The sequence below is a fragment of the Candidatus Zixiibacteriota bacterium genome (genome assembly GCA_035574315.1).
Classification (GTDB): Bacteria; Desulfobacterota; Binatia; order UBA9968; family UBA9968; genus DATLYW01.
The window spans coordinates 149,360-164,909 of the sequence record DATLYW010000031.1; the positions used below are offsets into that span (position 1 = coordinate 149,360).

Consider the following 15,550-nt stretch of genomic DNA (forward strand, 5'->3'; position numbering starts at 1 on the left):
TCAACTGCGGCCGGAAAGCAGGCTTTTGAGCTCGGGTAATACCCTTTCGCCGAAGAGGTCGACCTGGCGGGGGTCGGGATCGGCAAGGCCGACGATCAGGGTTTGCAGGCCTTTTGCGAAGGCAGCGGCAAGTCCCGCGGCGCACTCTCGGGGCGCGCCGGCCGGATAGGTCTTGTCGACCTCGCCGCGCACCCGCCCGTAGTAGCGCGTGAGGTAGGCCTCGAGCCGGGCTATCGCGCGGTCCTTGCGGTCGTCGATGGCGATGAAGGTCAGCGCGGCTCGTTCTATGCTTTCGGGATCCCGGCCCGCGGCGCGCGCGTAGGCTGCCACCTTTTCCCAGACCGCCGGAAAATCGGCGATCGCGGAGCTCCCGCAGATGTAGCCATCGGCCCAGGTGCCGGCGCGCTTGAGCGCGGTTTCGGAACTCCCCCCGGTCCAGATCGGTGGATGCGGCTTCTGGAGCGGCTTCGGTCCGATAGTCAGGTTCTCGACGCGGTAGAACCTCCCGTGGTGCGTGACGTTTTCCTCCGTCCAGAGCCGTTTGATCAAGCGTACCTGTTCCACCGCCCTGCTGCCGCGGTCTGTAAACGGTATCTCGACGGAGCGGAAGTCGTTCTCGCGGCTTCCAAAGCCGATCCCCAACGTGATCCGGCCGCGGGAGAGAAAATCGAGTGTGGCGACGATCTTTGCAAGGTGCACAGGGTGGCGCGTGGCGGCGAGCAGGACCGACGTGCCGAGGCGGATCTTTTCGGTAACAGCGGCGGCTGCCGCCAGAAGCGTGAGCGGCTCGAGATTGTCGTACGCGATCCGATCGATGCTCCAGAAGGAGTCGAGCCCCAGGGGCTCGCAGGCTTTTGCCATTTCGAGGGCGGCGTCGAATTTGGTCAACGGGGCCGGGCTGACGAAGCAAAGGCCGATGCGGGCCATGATAGTCCCCTTCGAGCGGCGAAGTGGGCCCACCATAAACCAGCACCAGCTTCTTTTCAACGTCGAAGGGCTGCGATATAGGAAAGCGGCATGAGGAGGAGCACATCATGGAAGCTTCGACGTTCAAGCTGAGGACGCCGCGCATCACCGGAGGGCGGAGTCACATACCCCTGGCGAGGACAGAGCACATCAACGTGGGCCTTAACTACTATTGCGTAGGGCGGAAAAACAAGCTCCATACGCACCCCGGGGAGGATCACATCTTCGTGGTCGTGGATGGACAGGCGACGTTTTATGACAAGGACGATCGGCCGACGGTCCTGAACAAAGGCGAGGGAATCCTGTTACCGGAGAACCATTACTACTATTTTCAAAACAGCGGCGACCGTCCGCTTGCGCTCCTGCGCGTGAGCGCGAAGAAAGGCAGCCCGGCGTTCGTCCGCGTCGATGTCGAGGGCAACAGGAGAACGGAGGAGGAAAACGACTTTGTCGTGGTGGACGGGACGACCATCGAGGGGGAATTCTGGGAGATGAGCTGACTCGGGAAGCGAGAGGCAGCCATTTCTGAGCCAGGACGATGAGTCGGTGCCTCTGAGCAAGGTTTCGGTCGGGTTGCTTCAAATGAAACCGGTGCTCGACGACACCGCCGGGCTTTCGAAGCCGCCAAGGCTTTATTTTCGTTCGTCTTCGCTGCTCCGGGGGTCGCCGCTCGCTCTGGGAGCGGATGTCGGCGTATCAACGAGGTTCTGAGGAGAATGAGGATCACCGACGTTCGGACGATTCGACTGCGTGCCCCGATCCCGGAGGGGCACCGCATGACCACGCGATCCGGGCTCCGCCGGTATCGCTCGACCACGCTCGTGCAGGTGCTGACGGATGAAGGGCTGACGGGCATCGGCTCCTGTTCGGGAAACGGGGAGCTCGTCGAGGTGATCGTCGCTCGGGTGATCAAGCCGCTGGTGGTCGGCATGAATCCGGCGGATATCGATGCGGTCTGGGAGCGGGCTTACATTCGCGGGGGACACAAGGAATTCGGCACGCGAGGCGTCGGTGTGGTTGCGTTGAGCGGGGTCGACATGGCGCTCTGGGATCTCGCGGGGAAGTCGCGCGGAGTCCCGCTCTATGAGCTGCTCGGCGGCAAACGGCGCGACCGTGTCCCGGTTTACGCAACCGCGCTCTATCCCGAGGAGCCGGCGGAGGTCGCCGCGAAAGCTCGCCGGCTCGCCGGGGAAGGATTTGCGGGGATCAAGATCAAAGTGGGCTTCGACCTGGAACGGGACATCCGGATCGTAGGCGCGGTCCGGTCCGAGCTGGGCAACGAATATCCGCTGATGGTTGACGCTAACCAGGGATACAGCAACGGGGCCGCGCTAACGGCGGCGCGGGCATTCGCCGAAGCCGGCGTCGTCTGGTTCGAGGAGCCGTTGTTCGCGGAGGACATCGAGGGCCATGCACGCCTGCGACGCGCGGGGGGTGTGCCGATTGCGGTAGGCGAGAATCTTCACACCTGTTTTGCGTTCGAGAACTTCGTCGTGCGCGGGGCGATCGATTATCTTCAGCCCGATGTGGCGCGCGTCGGCGGGATCACCGAGGTCCGCAAGGTTGCCTCGCTGGCGATGAAGCATGGACTTGGCCTTTCGTTGCACACGTGGGGAGACGGCGTGGCGCTCGCCGCCAGTCTCCAGCTCACTGCAGCCCTGGACCCCTGCACCCTTCCGATGGAGCTCGACATCACTCACAACCCGCTTGTCACCGCTCTCTTGCGCGAGCCCATGAAAGTAGACCGGGGCACGATGGCGGTCGGAGCGAGGCCGGGTCTCGGCGTGGAGGTCGACCCCACAGCCCTCCGGGAATTCTCCTGGACCGGAAGCGAGGAGCTCGCGGTTCATCTCCAGACCGTTCGGTGAGTGAACGGGCCCCGGCGGGTCCGACGTTTGTATTGCCTTGAGCCTGGACGTTGTTAAGATAGTTCGGTCCGCCGATGTACGTAGAGGATACCATCGCGGCGATCGCCACCCCTCCAGGCGAAGGGGCGATTGCGATCATCCGGGTGAGCGGGCCCGACGCCGAGGTCATCGCCGATAAAGTCTTCGTCCGCCAGGCGGGAGGAAACGGCAGGCTCCGCTCGCACGGTCTTTACTACGGGGTCCTGAAGGACCCCGGCTCGCAGGAAATCGTCGACAACGTGCTGCTCACCGTGATGCGCAAGCCGCGCAGCTACACAGGCGAAACCGTGGTGGAGATCCATTGTCACGGCGGGCCTTGGGTCAGTCGCCGCGTGCTGGAAGTAGTGCTCGCAGCCGGGGCGCGCCATGCAGAGCCCGGCGAGTTCACGCGCCGGGCCTTTCTGAACGGCCGGCTCGATCTCAGTCAGGCCGAGGCGGTTCTCGACCTGATCCGCGCGCGCACCGCCGAGGGAGCGTCGCTGGCGCTAAGCCAGGCGCGGGGCGGGCTGTCGGTCTACGTCGAGGAGCTGCGCGCGGAGTTGCTGGCGATCATGGCGGAGGTGGAGGCCGCAATCGACTTCGCCGAGGAAGAGATCGAGCTTCTCGGGGCGCCCGAGCTGCACGCGAAGATCAATGGGCTTAGAGAGAAAATCAAGCTTATTTCAAATAGTTACCAGTGGGGCAAGCTTTTTCGAGAGGGCGCTGCAGTATGCATATGCGGCCGACCGAACGTCGGCAAATCGAGCTTGCTGAACGCCCTTCTCGGCGAGGATCGGGCCATCGTCACTGCCGTGCCGGGAACGACGCGGGATGTCATCGAGGACTCGATGAACCTGGGCGGGCTGCCGGTCGTCTTGTGGGATACCGCCGGCATTCGGCCGACCGAGGACCAGGTGGAGAAGGTCGGTGTTGAGCTTTCGTTGCGACACATCTCGAAAGCCGATGCCATTCTGCTGGTGCTCGATGGTTCGGCTCCGCTCACGGACGAGGACCACGCGCTCCTGGAGCGCATAAGATGCAAGAAAGCGTTGCTTGCGATCAACAAGTGTGATCTTGAGCAAGTCTGGTCCGCCGACGCTGCAATGCAGGCGGCGGGAAACGCGCGCTGCTACTACGTCTCGGCGAGGTACGGTAAGGGCATTAACGATCTCAAGCACGGCTTGCGCGAGCTCCTTCTGGGCACGGCGCCACAAACGCCGGTTGTCATCACCAACGCCCGTCACCAGGCGGCTCTCGCTCGGAGCGCGGCTTCTCTCGATAGGGCGCTCGCTGTTCTCGGTAGCGGCAATCCGCCGGAACTGGCTTCGATCGATCTCCAGCAGGCGATGGAAAGCCTCGAAGAGATCATCGGCAAAGTGACGACAGAGGATATTTTAGAACATATTTTTACACAATTTTGTATTGGGAAATAGTATATTGAGTGTAAATACCGTTGGCGTTTTGTTGAGGAGCTCGGGGGTGAGCGCGACTTGGAAGCCTTCGGGCGGCCGTGTGCTCCCTGTTCAAGGGGCACCCTTTGACTTATAGGCTCGACAACGGGGCCCCTTTGATAGCCTCTAACCCCCGTCGGTCGCTGTGGTAACGGTCGAGCTATACGTTTCACGTGAAACATGAATAGCAGCCAGTATGACGTGATCGTCGTAGGCGCAGGCCATGCCGGCATAGAGGCGGCGCTCGCCGCCGCACGAATGGGTTGCAAGACCCTGATGCTCACATTGAACCTCGACCACATCGGTCAGATGTCGTGCAACCCCGCTATCGGAGGGATCGGCAAGGGACACCTAGTCAAGGAAATCGACGCCCTCGGCGGCGAAATGGCGCGGGCGATCGACGAAACCGGGATACAGTTTCGCACGCTCAACACGAAAAAAGGTCCTGCCGTAAGGGCGTCGCGGGCGCAGGCGGACAAGGCTCTTTACCGGCAGCGGATGAAGCGTGTGGTCGAGAGCTGTCCGGGCCTGACTCTGCGACAGGGCAGCGTCGAGAAGCTGATCGTGGAAGGTAGCCGTGTTAAGGGTGTAGAAACGCAAATCGGAGAAGTATTCCTGGGGGCAAGGGTCGTCCTTACGACCGGAACGTTCTTGAAGGGGTTGATTCACATTGGCGACCGGAACTATCCGGCAGGGCGAGCCGGCGATTTTGCAGTTCAGGGCTTGAGCGGGTCGCTGGCTGAGCTGGGCTTCAAGCTCGGCCGGCTGAAAACCGGCACCTGTCCCAGGCTCGATTCAAGGACGGTGGATTATTCCGGGCTACAGATTCAGTACGGAGACGAAAAACCCACGCCGTTTTCTTTCTCCAGCGATTCTATCGTACAGCCGCAGGTCCCGTGCCATATCACATACACCAATAAACGGACTCACGAGATCATACGGTCGGCGATACACAGATCACCCATGTATTCCGGGGTGATCAGGAGCCGTGGCCCGCGCTATTGCCCGTCCATTGAAGACAAGGTTGTTCGTTTCGCCGACAAGCCCAGACATCAGATCTTCTTGGAGCCAGAAGGGCTCGACACGGTGGAACTCTATCCAAACGGGCTCTCGACCAGTCTCCCGCTTGACGTTCAGCTGGCCTTCGTGCGCTCGATCGAGGGTCTGGAAAAGGCCGAAATCATGAGGCCTGGGTATGCGATCGAGTACGATTACGTCGACCCGCTTCAGCTCTATCCTTCTCTCGAAACCAAGCTCGTTGCCGGCCTGTACCACGCCGGTCAGATAAACGGGACGACCGGGTACGAAGAGGCAGCTGCACAGGGGCTGATGGCCGGCATCAACGCCGCATTGAGCTTGCGCGCCGAGCCTCCGCTGGTGCTGTCAAGGGACCAGGCTTATATAGGAGTCCTCATCGACGACCTGGTGACCAAAGGGACGGACGGTGAACCCTACAGGATGTTCACGTCAAGGGCCGAGTATCGACTGCTGCTGCGCGAGGACAACGCGGACCTTCGCTTGACCGAAATCGGCTACCGGATCGGGCTGGTAAGCGGGGCGGCGTACCGTCGGCTGGCCGACAAAAAAGCAGCTATGGAACGCCTGCTGGATTATCTTCGCAATACGCAAATCCGTCCCACGAACGAGACCAACTCAAAGCTCAAGGCTCTGGGGTCCGCGCCGTTGCGGAGTCCGGTCTCGCTGGACCAGCTGCTCAAGCGTCCCGAGATCTCGCTCACAAACCTCGCCGAGCTTTTCGCTCCGGCGCTTGCCTCGTTAAAACTCGACATCGCTCTCCAGGCCGAAGTCGAAATCAAGTACGCCGGATACGTAGAGAGACAAATGGAGCTGGTCGGCCGTTTTCGCAAGATGGAGTCGGTTGCGCTTCCGGCAGATTTCGACTTCTCCAGCATTCAAGGTCTTTCCCGAGAGGTTCAGGAAAAGCTCAGCAAAATTCGACCGAGGTCTCTGGGACAGGCGTCCAGGATCTCTGGTGTGACGCCAGCTGCGATCTCGCTGCTTTCCGTCCATCTGAGGCGACGGTAATCGGGTTTGCCGGTGACGATTGCTGCCGTTTCACGTGAAACGTGAAGAATTTTCTTTTATTCAGTGACCATCTGTGATAAAAAGTAATAGGCACTTTCAGTTAAGTTATTGATTTTATTATGATTTTTGGCAAGCTCATCGCAGTAGCCAATCAAAAGGGAGGCGTCGGGAAAACCACCACAGCGGTCAATCTCGGGGCAGCGCTTGCCGTCGAAGGGAAGCGCACGGTGATCGTCGACCTCGACCCCCAGGGTAACGCCACAACGGGGCTGGGATTTTCTCGGGGTCGCACTGAAGGGGGGGTGTACGACGTTCTCTGCGGCAACCGCGTGCTTGGCGAGGTGGTCTCCCCCACGGAGATACCCCAGCTTTTTCTTTTGCCTGCAACCACGGACCTCGCTGGCGCCGAAGTCGAGTTGGCGGTGGCGGACCGGCGGGAATATCGGCTGAAAGAGGCGTTGGGCCCGATGCGGGGCGCTTACGATTTCATTTTGCTCGACTGCCCGCCGTCTCTCGGGCTGTTGACGCTCAATGCGCTTACGGCGGCCGACTCCCTCCTGGTGCCGATTCAGAGCGAGTACTACGCCCTCGAGGGACTCGGGGCCCTGCTCGACACGTTGCGCCTGGTTCAGCGGAGCCTCAATCCGTCTCTCCGTCTGGAAGGGATCCTGGTGACGATGTTCGACGGGCGAAACCGGTTGTCGCATCAGGTGGTGGAGGAGATTCGAGCGCATTTTCCCGACAAGCTTTTTCGGACCATCGTCCGTCGAAACGTGCGGTTGAGCGAAAGCCCGAGCTTCGGCAAGCCCATTTGCCTGTACGATCCGTTGTGCACCGGCGCGCAGGATTATCTGGCGCTTGCCAAGGAGTTGCTCGGTCGTGGAGAAATGGATGTCACTGCCGAAAAGGGGATTAGGTAAAGGCCTGAGCGCGCTGATTCCCGGCGCGCCTGAACCACGAGTGGAAGAGCCGGGCCAGCGAGCCCCCCTCCAGGTCGCGATCGACCGCATCACGCCGAGCCCGTTTCAACCGCGCCGCGCCTTCGACGAAGCCACCCTGGAAGAGCTGGCCGCTTCGATCCGGAATCAGGGAATCATCCAGCCGCTCGTGGTTCGCCCGAAAGACAGCGGCTTCGAGCTGATCGCTGGCGAGCGCCGGTGGCGTGCCGCGATGCGCGCGGGGCTGACGCAGGTTCCGGTCGTGGTTCGCCAGGCGAGCGACCACGAGGCGCTGCAGCTCGCGCTCATAGAGAATCTCCAGCGCGAAGACCTCAATCCGATCGAGGAAGCGAACGGGTACCGCCGCCTCCAGGAGGAGTTTCAGTGGAGCCAGGAGGAAATGGCGGAAAAGGTCGGCAAGAGCCGGCCGGCGATCGCCAACTCGTTGCGCCTGCTATCATTGCCCGCGGAGATCCAGGAAGAGGTCGCCTCCGGGAAGCTTCCCGCGGGGCAGGCCCGGGCGCTGCTCGGGTTGCACGTGGAAGCGCTGATGATCGCGGCGTGCCGCGAGGTGATCGCGAAGGGTCTTTCTACTCGCGAAACGGAGAAGCTGGTGCGGAATCTTCTCTCGGGCCGTCGCCGTCGGCGCCAGAGCCAGGCGGTGGACCCCGATCTGCGCGCCGTCGTCGAGGAGCTTCAGCGGCTGCTGGGCACGCGGGTTCGGCTGATTCCCAAAGCGCGGTCGACCCGCGGAAAGATCGAGATCGAGTATTACACGTTCTCCGATCTGGAACGCATCGTCAGCAGGATCACCCGCAAGGAAGCGGAAGCCTCCGCCTGATTCGCTTCCGGGTGGGCCACGGCCTGAAAGAGCGCCCGGAAGCGGGAAATACCGGTTTCAGGGTTTCTTTTGGCGGTTTCCGGTTCGAGACGGTGACGAAGCGGATTTCAGCCGCGATCGACGCGGCCTGGGAGTGGCAACCCTTTTGGTTGCCTCGCCTTGTTTCTCGATTGCGGAATCCGGGTTCAACCTCCCGCAGCTCGACGGTCCAACATTCCCGTCCGCTTCGGACGGCTTGAACGGTTTGAAGGATCGTTGGCCGGGTTCCTCGTCTCTCGCTGATAACTACGTAACCAGCAGCGTTTTTAGAGACGGCCAGTCCGTCGCCGGCAGGGAACAGGAGAAATTGTGGCAGACGTACGCCGCGGCCTTTCCCGGCGCCGGCGCCTCCGCTCCTGGCGGAAGCTCTCCGGCCGAAGCAAGACGCAGCGTGGCATTGGGCAGGTAGAGCGCGCGGATACCGTCCAGGAACTGGCGAGTTCGCGGCTCCTCCAGCCCCCCCGCCACGACGATCTCCTTGGGCTTCTTCAGGTGGAAATCGAGAGCTGAGAGCATGTGGGCGAAGCCGAAAGGCTGGCTTTCCATGGCCTCATAGTAGCAGCGCAGGACCCGCTCTGCTTTATCCCCGTGGGCCGTGTTGCCGGAATAGTACGACAGACGCAGCAGAAGATGCGCTGCGGCGGCGTTGCCCGAAGGGATCGAGCCGTCGAACGCGGGTTTGGGCCGCGCGATCAGCGTTTCGTGGGATCGGCCGGTGTAGAAGAACGCTCCTTCGCTCTCGTCCCAGAACTCGCTCACCATCTGTTCCGCGAGTTCCTCAGCCCGCTCGAGGCAAGAGCGCTCAAGAGTCGCCTCGTAAAGGTCGAGCAGCCCGAGGCCGAGGAAAGCGTAGTCGTCGAGGTAGCCAGCGAGCCTGGCGGTGCCGTCTTTGTAGACGTGGAGCAACCGCCCGTCGTGGACGAGCTTCGAGAGGAGGAATTCACGGGTCCGGCGCGCCGCCTCGAGATAGGCCGGCCGGGGCGAGACCTTGATCGCCTCGGCCAGTCCGGACAGGGCGAGGCCGTTCCAGGATGCAAGGATCTTCTCGTCGCGGAAAGGCTTGACGCGCCGCTCGCGCGCCGCGAACAGTTCGCGTCTCGCTTCCTCCAGCAGCGCGGTCAGCTCGCCCGGCGACATGCGGAAATACCTGCCGGCCTGCTCCGGGCTCAGAATCCGATGAAGGATACTTTTCCCCTCGAAGTTACCGGGGTCGCCGACGTCGTAGATGCGGCAGAAGATCTCTCCCCGGTCCGCTCCGATCACGCGCAGAACCTCGTCCGCGGTCCAGAGGAAAAACTCTCCTTCGCGCCCTTCGCTGTCGGCGTCCTGTGTCGAATAGAAGCCCCCTTCGGGGTGAGCCATCTCGCGCAGCAGGTAATCGACGGTCTCCTCCATCACCTCGCGGAACCGCTCGTTTGCGGTCGCGCGGTAGGTGAGAGCGTAGATGCGAACCAGCTGTGCGTTGTCGTAAAGCATCTTCTCGAAGTGCGGCACCAGCCATTTTTCATCGACCGAGTAGCGATGGAAGCCGCCGCCGAGCTGATCGTAGATGCCGCCGTTCGCCATCCTTTCGAGCGTGTGGACGACCATTTCCAGCGGGCGCGGGTCGCGGCCGTGGTGATGCTGGCGGAGAAACAGCTCGTAGACTCCGGGGTGGGGGAATTTCGGCGCCCGACCGAAACCGCCGTTCTCCGCGTCATAGGATTCCGCCAGCTTCTCCACGCTGCGCGCGATGATGTCGGGCGAAAACGGGCGTTGCGTTTCCCGGGAGGCGGAAAGGCCCTGCAGGGCGGAAACGATGCGGCTCACGCTTTCACCGACTTCCCGCGGTCTGTCGCGATAAGCCGCCGCCACGGCCTTGAGGATTCGGGGAAAACCCGGCATGCCGTAGCGGTCCTCCGGCGGGAAGTAGGTGCCGCCGTAAAACGGCTTGCCTTCGGGGGTGAGAAAAACCGTCATCGGCCAGCCGCCCCTGCCGGTGAGCATTTGCACCGCGCTCATGTAGATCTCGTCGAGGTCGGGCCGCTCCTCGCGGTCGACCTTGACGTTCACGAACAGCTCGTTCATCAGGGCGGCGATCTCTTCGTTCTCGAACGACTCCCGCTCCATCACGTGGCACCAATGACAGGCGGAGTAGCCGATGCTCAGAAGGATCGGCTTGTTCTCGGCGCGGGCTTTGGCGAACGCTTCGGGTCCCCAGGGATACCAGTCCACCGGGTTGTGCGCGTGCTGAAGCAGGTAAGGGCTGGTCTCGTGCAACAGGCGATTGGCAGGCTTGTTTGCCATGGCGGCTCCCGCTCGAAAACCCTCGTTTTCACGCTAGCACACCAGAACGGCGGAACAAGCCGGAGCGCAGGAGCGGCCGCTCTCAGCTCGCCGCCTTGGCCTTGAAGTGCTCCCAGGCTCTCAGCGTCGACTCGGGATTGAACGTCTGGCGCGCGATCCTTTCCGCTTCTGCGGCGGTTATGAATTTCGGAGCCCCGAGCTTCATTGCCTCGGCCTGGAGTCGCGCGGATTCTTCGAGGTAGAGGGCGAGAACGCAGGCCTCGGGAACGTTGTGCCCGACCACTACGGCACCGTGCCCTCGCAGGATGATCGCCTTGGCGCCGCCGAGCAACCGCGCGATCTCGGCGGCCCGTTCCGCGGACTCGACCTGCCCCGTGCCCTCGAACAGCGGCACCCCTTCGTAGAAAATGGCGCTGTAATTGTGCATCGGTTGCACCGTCTGGCCCACCACGCTGAGCAGGATGACGGCAGGCGAATGGAAGTGAATCACCGAACCGGCATCGGGGCGTGCTTTGTAGATCGCCTGATGCACCGCGGATTGCGGGACCGGTTTTTCGAGGCTCACGATGAAAAGGTCTGCGGTTCTGATGATCGCCGGGCTCTTGCGGGGCATGAAAAGCATCCGGTCGGGACCGAGCCGCGCGCTCAAATGAGCGAAAGCATCGCTCAAGCCCTCGCGCGACACGATCCTCAAGGCCGCCACGAAGTCCTTTTTCAGTGCGCCGAGCCGGGAGGATGCTTGCTTCACGCTCTTTTTTCCCTGACGGGCCAGTTGTGTCCCGGAAGACCGCGCGGAGAGGGCGGCGTTTCAGCGGATCTTGAGGTCGAAGGCTACCGGGCCTTTCTCTCCCCGCCGGGTCTGAAACTGTACCGTGTCGCCTTCGTTGAAGTCCTCGAACTGAACGCGAGGCGCGAGGCTGCCGCGGTGGAAAAATACCTCCTCGCTCCCGTCGTCGGGAACGATGAAGCCGTAGCCCTTCTGCCGGACGATTTTCTTGATGGTCCCCGTCATGCTCCAACCCTCCGCCGAAGCTCCTTGCTATTGACGCCCCGGATCTTTAGAAGATAACCCCAAAGCGCCATGGCTGCAATTCTTTATTACCTGACGGGCCACGGCTTCGGGCACGCGGTTCGCTCCCTCGAGGTGGCGCGGCGCCTGATGGCGCTGCGGCCGCAGGTTGCCGTCCACGTCCGGGGCGCCGTGCCGCAGTGGCTGGTCCGAGGAGTGGAGGCCCGGCTCGTTCACACCGGCTGCGCCATCGACGTGGGGATGGTGCAAGGCGACAGCCTGGAGCTCGATATCGCGGCCACACTGGCGGCGTGGGAGCGCTGGCGCGAGCGCTCCGCAGAGCTGATCGAACGGGAGCTGGCCTATATCCGGGCGAACGAAATCGCTCTGGTCCTCGGCGACATCCCGCCGCTGGCATTCGAGCTGGCTGCGCGGGCCGCAATTCCCTCGATAGCGATCGCCAATTTTACCTGGAGCGCCATCTACAGCGGCTATGTCGAGGCCCATCCCGGCTTCCGCCCGCTCATCGAAGAGATCGACGGGCAGTACCGCCGCGCCACCCTCGCTCTGGCGCTTCCTTATTCCTGCGCTGGCGCTCCGTTCGAGCGCATCGAGTCGATTCCCTGGATCGCCCGGAGGTCGGTCCTCTCACGCGAGGAGGCGAGGCGGCGGCTGGGGTTGCCGCCGCAGAGGAAAGCCGTGCTTTTGAGCTTCGGCGGGCTGGGCCTGCGCCGGTTGCCGTGGGAAGAGCTACGCCTCTGCCGGGACTATCTTTTCATAACCACGGGTGACGACGTCGGCCGCCGCGGGAATCTGCTCACCCTTCCCCCGGCCCAACACAGCTACGCCGACATCATCCGGGCCGCCGACGTCATCGTCACCAAGCCCGGCTACGGGATTGTCGCCGACGCCATCGCGCACCGCGTCGCCGTGCTTTACACCGATCGCGGCGATTTCGCGGAATACCCCAGGCTGGTGCAGGCGCTTCGCGAATGCGCCACAGCGGAGTTCATTCCCCGAAGCGATCTTCTCGCGGGAAATCTCGTCCCCTATCTCGAGCGGCTTCTGGCGCGCGAGCCCCACTGGCCGGAGGTGGCGCTCGACGGGGCGGCGGTCGCCGCACGAAGAATCCTCGACGTGCTCGACGGCAGGCCTGGTTGACGGTTTTCGGTTCCCGGTTTCCAGCTTCTGGCTTTCACATTGAGCTCTGGAATCGTTGCGCGATTGAACCAGCGCCAAACGGCCGACGGGAGCCAGCTCCCTGTCTCCTCTTCTCCGGTCCCAGGTGGCCTTGGTTGACAGCCTGGAGAGTTTCATCCAGACTGGATCTGAGGCGTCATGTCAGTCGAGAAGGTCGTTCTCGCCAAGCCGCGCGGCTTTTGCGCCGGCGTAGAAATGGCCATTGAAACCGTGGAGCGGGCGCTCAAAAAGCACGGCGCGCCGATCTACGTGTTCCACGAAATCGTCCACAACGTCCACGTGGTGCGTGATTTCACCACCCGGGGCGTGCGGTTCGTTCAGTCCATCGAAGAAGTTCCCGTCGGCGCCAAGCTGATTTTCAGCGCCCACGGGGTTTCTCCGGACGTCTGGCGCCGGGCGAAAGAGCGCGGCGTAAGCCTCGTTGTCGACGCCACCTGCCCTCTCGTCGAGAAGGTGCACCGCGAGGTGCGGCGTTTTGCCGCCCAGGGATTCTGGATCATCCTCGTGGGCCACGACAGGCACGACGAGATCGTCGGGACCAGCGGGGAAGCTCCGGATCGGGTCCGGGTCGTGGGGAGCGTGACCGAGGCCCGCGCGGTTTCCGTGCCGGACCCTGACAGAGTCGCCGTGCTCACGCAGACGACGCTCAGCGTCGACGATACGCGCGAGATCCTGGAGACGCTGGCGCAGCGGTTTCCGGCGATGGTTGTCCCTGCAAAAGAGGACATCTGCTATGCCACGCAAAACCGCCAGGACGCGGTCAAAGGGCTCGCCCGATCGGTCGATCTCGTGCTCGTGATCGGTTCGCGTAACAGCGAAAATTCGAACCAGCTCTGCCGCGTCGCGCGCGCTCAAGGCACCGCCGCGTACTTGATCGACGACTACCGCGGCATCGATCCGCGGTGGCTCGAAGGCGTCTCGCGCGTGGGAATCACCTCGGGCGCTTCCGTTCCCGAAAGCCTGGTAAGCGAAACGGTGGAATTTTTCAGGGCCCTGGGAGCGGAAGTCACCGAAGCCGGGTTCGTCGAGGAGAACATTCACTTCGCCCTGCCGCCGGAGGTCTTGCCGGCTACGTGAGAATCCTGGGGCGCCACCGCTGCCCACTGCCTAGGCAAACGCCTAGATTCTAAGCAGCAGCGTTCAGAAGCGGAAATCCCCTCGGTCGGTAACTCTCTGATATTTCGAGGCCCTCTTCCCTCAGCCGATGGCACATCGGTTGCTCTCCGCCTAGCAGCCGTCCACAGCTCCACAAGGCGAATTTTGGCGTCATTCGTAAAGGGGGAATGGCCGTGAGAAGACGACCGCCGGGTTGGATAAGATTCGTTGCAATCGGGCTGCTGATTCTGGTTTCCCTGCCGTTGGTCTCCTACGCTCAGGACGCTCCGCCGTCTGCCGCTCCAGCTTCCGCGCCGGCGGCGGCACCGGCTCCTCCCCAGATCGACAAAGGCGACACCGCCTGGCTGCTCACTTCATCGGTTCTCGTGCTGATGATGACCATTCCCGGGCTTTTCCTGTTTTACGGCGGGTTGGTGCGCGGAAAAAACGTCCTCGGAACCATCATGCAGAGCTTTATCATCGTGGCTCTCATCAGCCTGCAGTGGGTCCTGTTCGGCTATAGCCTCGCTTTCGGCCCCGACTTGGGCAAGATTATCGGAAGCCTCGCGTGGGTGGGGTTGCAGGGCGTGGGAACGGCGCCGAACGCGGACTATGCCCCGACCGTGCCTCATCTGGCGTTCATGCTGTTTCAGATGATGTTCGCCATCATCACCCCGGCTCTGATCACCGGCACCTTCGCCGAGCGGGCGAAATTCAGCACCTTTCTCGTCTTTATCCTTCTCTGGGCGACCTTCGTCTACGACCCGCTGGCGCACTGGGTGTGGGGAAAGGGCTGGTTGGGTGCGATCGGGGCGCTGGACTTTGCGGGAGGAACGGTCGTGCACATCAGCTCGGGGGCGTCCGCGCTGGTGGCGGCCATGATGTTCGGCAGGCGGATCGGATACGGCTACGAAACAATGGCGCCGCACAACTTGCCGTTCAGCGTCATCGGGGCATCCCTGCTCTGGGTGGGCTGGTTCGGCTTCAACGCCGGCAGCGCCCTGGCGGCCGACGGCCTGGCGAGCATCGCCTTCATGACGACCAACACCGCGACGGCTGCGGCAACGCTCTCGTGGATGTTCGCTGAGTGGTTGTCGCGCGGCAAGCCGACGGCCCTCGGCGCGGCCAGCGGTGCCGTGGCGGGTCTGGTTTCGATCACGCCCGCGGCGGGCTTCGTCGGCGCGGTCCCGGCGATCGTGATCGGCGCGGTCGGCGGCGCGCTTTGCTATACCGCTTGTAACATGAAGAGCCGTTTCGGTTACGATGACTCGCTCGACGTCGTCGGCGTCCACGGCGTCGGCGGAACCTGGGGCGCGCTCGCCACCGGGCTCTTCGCCAGCAAGGCGGTCAACCCCGCGGGAAACGACGGGTTGTTTTTCGGCAATCCGGGGCAGCTTGGCATTCAGCTGATCGGAGTGTTGGCGACCATCGTTCTCGCCGTGACCCTTACCGCCGTGATTTTGGGAATCTTGAAGGCGACCATGGGCCTCAGGGTCGCCGAGGAGGAAGAGCGAATGGGCCTCGATTTGAGCCAGCACAACGAGCGCGGTTACTCCTAGAGCTTCAGGAGGCGAAGGGGTAGCCCGGACCGGGAGAATATGATAACAAAATTTTCGCTTGCAGAATCGTCGAGATTGAGGGAGGAGCAAGAGCAATGAGCGTGAAGGACGTATTGGATCTGGTGAAGAAGAACCGGGTGGAGATTGTGGATTTCAAGTTTGTGGACGTACCCGGGCTTTGGCAGCATTTTTCGGTGCCGGCCTCGGAGCTGACGGGGGAGTTATTCGAGGAGG

General features: G+C 62.5%; 13 protein-coding genes. 9 read left to right on the forward strand and 4 right to left on the reverse strand.

The annotated features are described in order from the left end of the window. On the reverse strand, nt 1–927 hold the full coding sequence (locus VNN77_10950; GenBank protein ID HXG51913.1) for an LLM class flavin-dependent oxidoreductase: 927 nt from the start codon (nt 925–927) through the stop codon (nt 1–3). A gap of 107 nt (nt 928–1,034) precedes the next feature. Between VNN77_10950 and VNN77_10955 the strand changes: the two genes are divergently transcribed. The 6 genes from VNN77_10955 to VNN77_10980 all read left to right on the forward strand — a co-directional run bounded on the left by VNN77_10955 (nt 1,035) and on the right by VNN77_10980 (nt 8,128). Continuing rightward, entirely contained in the window at nt 1,035–1,466 is a 432-nt protein-coding gene (locus VNN77_10955; GenBank protein ID HXG51914.1) for a cupin domain-containing protein, read from the forward strand. Nucleotides 1,467–1,742: 276 nt separating this feature from the next. Next, nucleotides 1,743–2,834, forward strand: coding sequence for a mandelate racemase/muconate lactonizing enzyme family protein (locus VNN77_10960; protein HXG51915.1), 1,092 nt, complete (start codon nt 1,743–1,745; stop codon nt 2,832–2,834). A 74-nt stretch (nt 2,835–2,908) separates the two neighbouring features. Continuing rightward, nucleotides 2,909–4,285 carry a tRNA uridine-5-carboxymethylaminomethyl(34) synthesis GTPase MnmE gene (gene mnmE / locus VNN77_10965; GenBank protein ID HXG51916.1) on the forward strand — a complete coding sequence of 459 codons (1,377 nt, stop codon included), beginning with the start codon at nt 2,909–2,911 and terminating at the stop codon, nt 4,283–4,285. A 198-nt stretch (nt 4,286–4,483) separates the two neighbouring features. Continuing rightward, a complete protein-coding gene (gene mnmG, locus VNN77_10970) occupies nt 4,484–6,349 on the forward strand; it encodes a tRNA uridine-5-carboxymethylaminomethyl(34) synthesis enzyme MnmG (GenBank protein HXG51917.1) in 1,866 nt (621 codons plus the stop codon). Between the two features lie 119 nt (nt 6,350–6,468). After that, nucleotides 6,469–7,269 carry an AAA family ATPase gene (locus tag VNN77_10975; GenBank protein ID HXG51918.1) on the forward strand — a complete coding sequence of 267 codons (801 nt, stop codon included), beginning with the start codon at nt 6,469–6,471 and terminating at the stop codon, nt 7,267–7,269. Then, on the forward strand, nt 7,241–8,128 hold the full coding sequence (locus tag VNN77_10980) for a ParB/RepB/Spo0J family partition protein (GenBank protein HXG51919.1): 888 nt from the start codon (nt 7,241–7,243) through the stop codon (nt 8,126–8,128). The genes VNN77_10975 and VNN77_10980 overlap by 29 nt, the downstream gene beginning before the upstream one ends. Nucleotides 8,129–8,413: 285 nt before the next feature. On the opposite strand, the gene VNN77_10985 is transcribed toward VNN77_10980, so the two are convergent. The 3 genes from VNN77_10985 to VNN77_10995 form a co-directional block, all read right to left on the reverse strand. Next, the gene (locus VNN77_10985) at nt 8,414–10,453 is read right to left on the reverse strand and encodes a thioredoxin domain-containing protein (protein ID HXG51920.1); all 2,040 of its coding nucleotides are present in this window, start codon (nt 10,451–10,453) and stop codon (nt 8,414–8,416) included. Between the two features lie 82 nt (nt 10,454–10,535). Continuing rightward, a complete protein-coding gene (locus tag VNN77_10990) occupies nt 10,536–11,201 on the reverse strand; it encodes a class II aldolase/adducin family protein (GenBank protein ID HXG51921.1) in 666 nt (221 codons plus the stop codon). Between the two features lie 60 nt (nt 11,202–11,261). Beyond that, entirely contained in the window at nt 11,262–11,465 is a 204-nt protein-coding gene (locus tag VNN77_10995) for a cold shock domain-containing protein (protein HXG51922.1), read from the reverse strand. 69 nt (nt 11,466–11,534) lie between these two features. Between VNN77_10995 and VNN77_11000 the strand changes: the two genes are divergently transcribed. The 3 genes from VNN77_11000 (at nt 11,535) to VNN77_11010 (ending at nt 15,316) form a co-directional block, all read left to right on the forward strand. Next, entirely contained in the window at nt 11,535–12,623 is a 1,089-nt protein-coding gene (locus tag VNN77_11000) for a hypothetical protein (GenBank protein HXG51923.1), read from the forward strand. Nucleotides 12,624–12,800: 177 nt separating this feature from the next. Continuing rightward, entirely contained in the window at nt 12,801–13,739 is a 939-nt protein-coding gene (ispH, locus tag VNN77_11005) for a 4-hydroxy-3-methylbut-2-enyl diphosphate reductase (GenBank protein HXG51924.1), read from the forward strand. 212 nt (nt 13,740–13,951) lie between these two features. Then, a complete protein-coding gene (locus tag VNN77_11010) occupies nt 13,952–15,316 on the forward strand; it encodes an ammonium transporter (protein HXG51925.1) in 1,365 nt (454 codons plus the stop codon). Nucleotides 15,317–15,550: the final 234 nt, after the last annotated feature.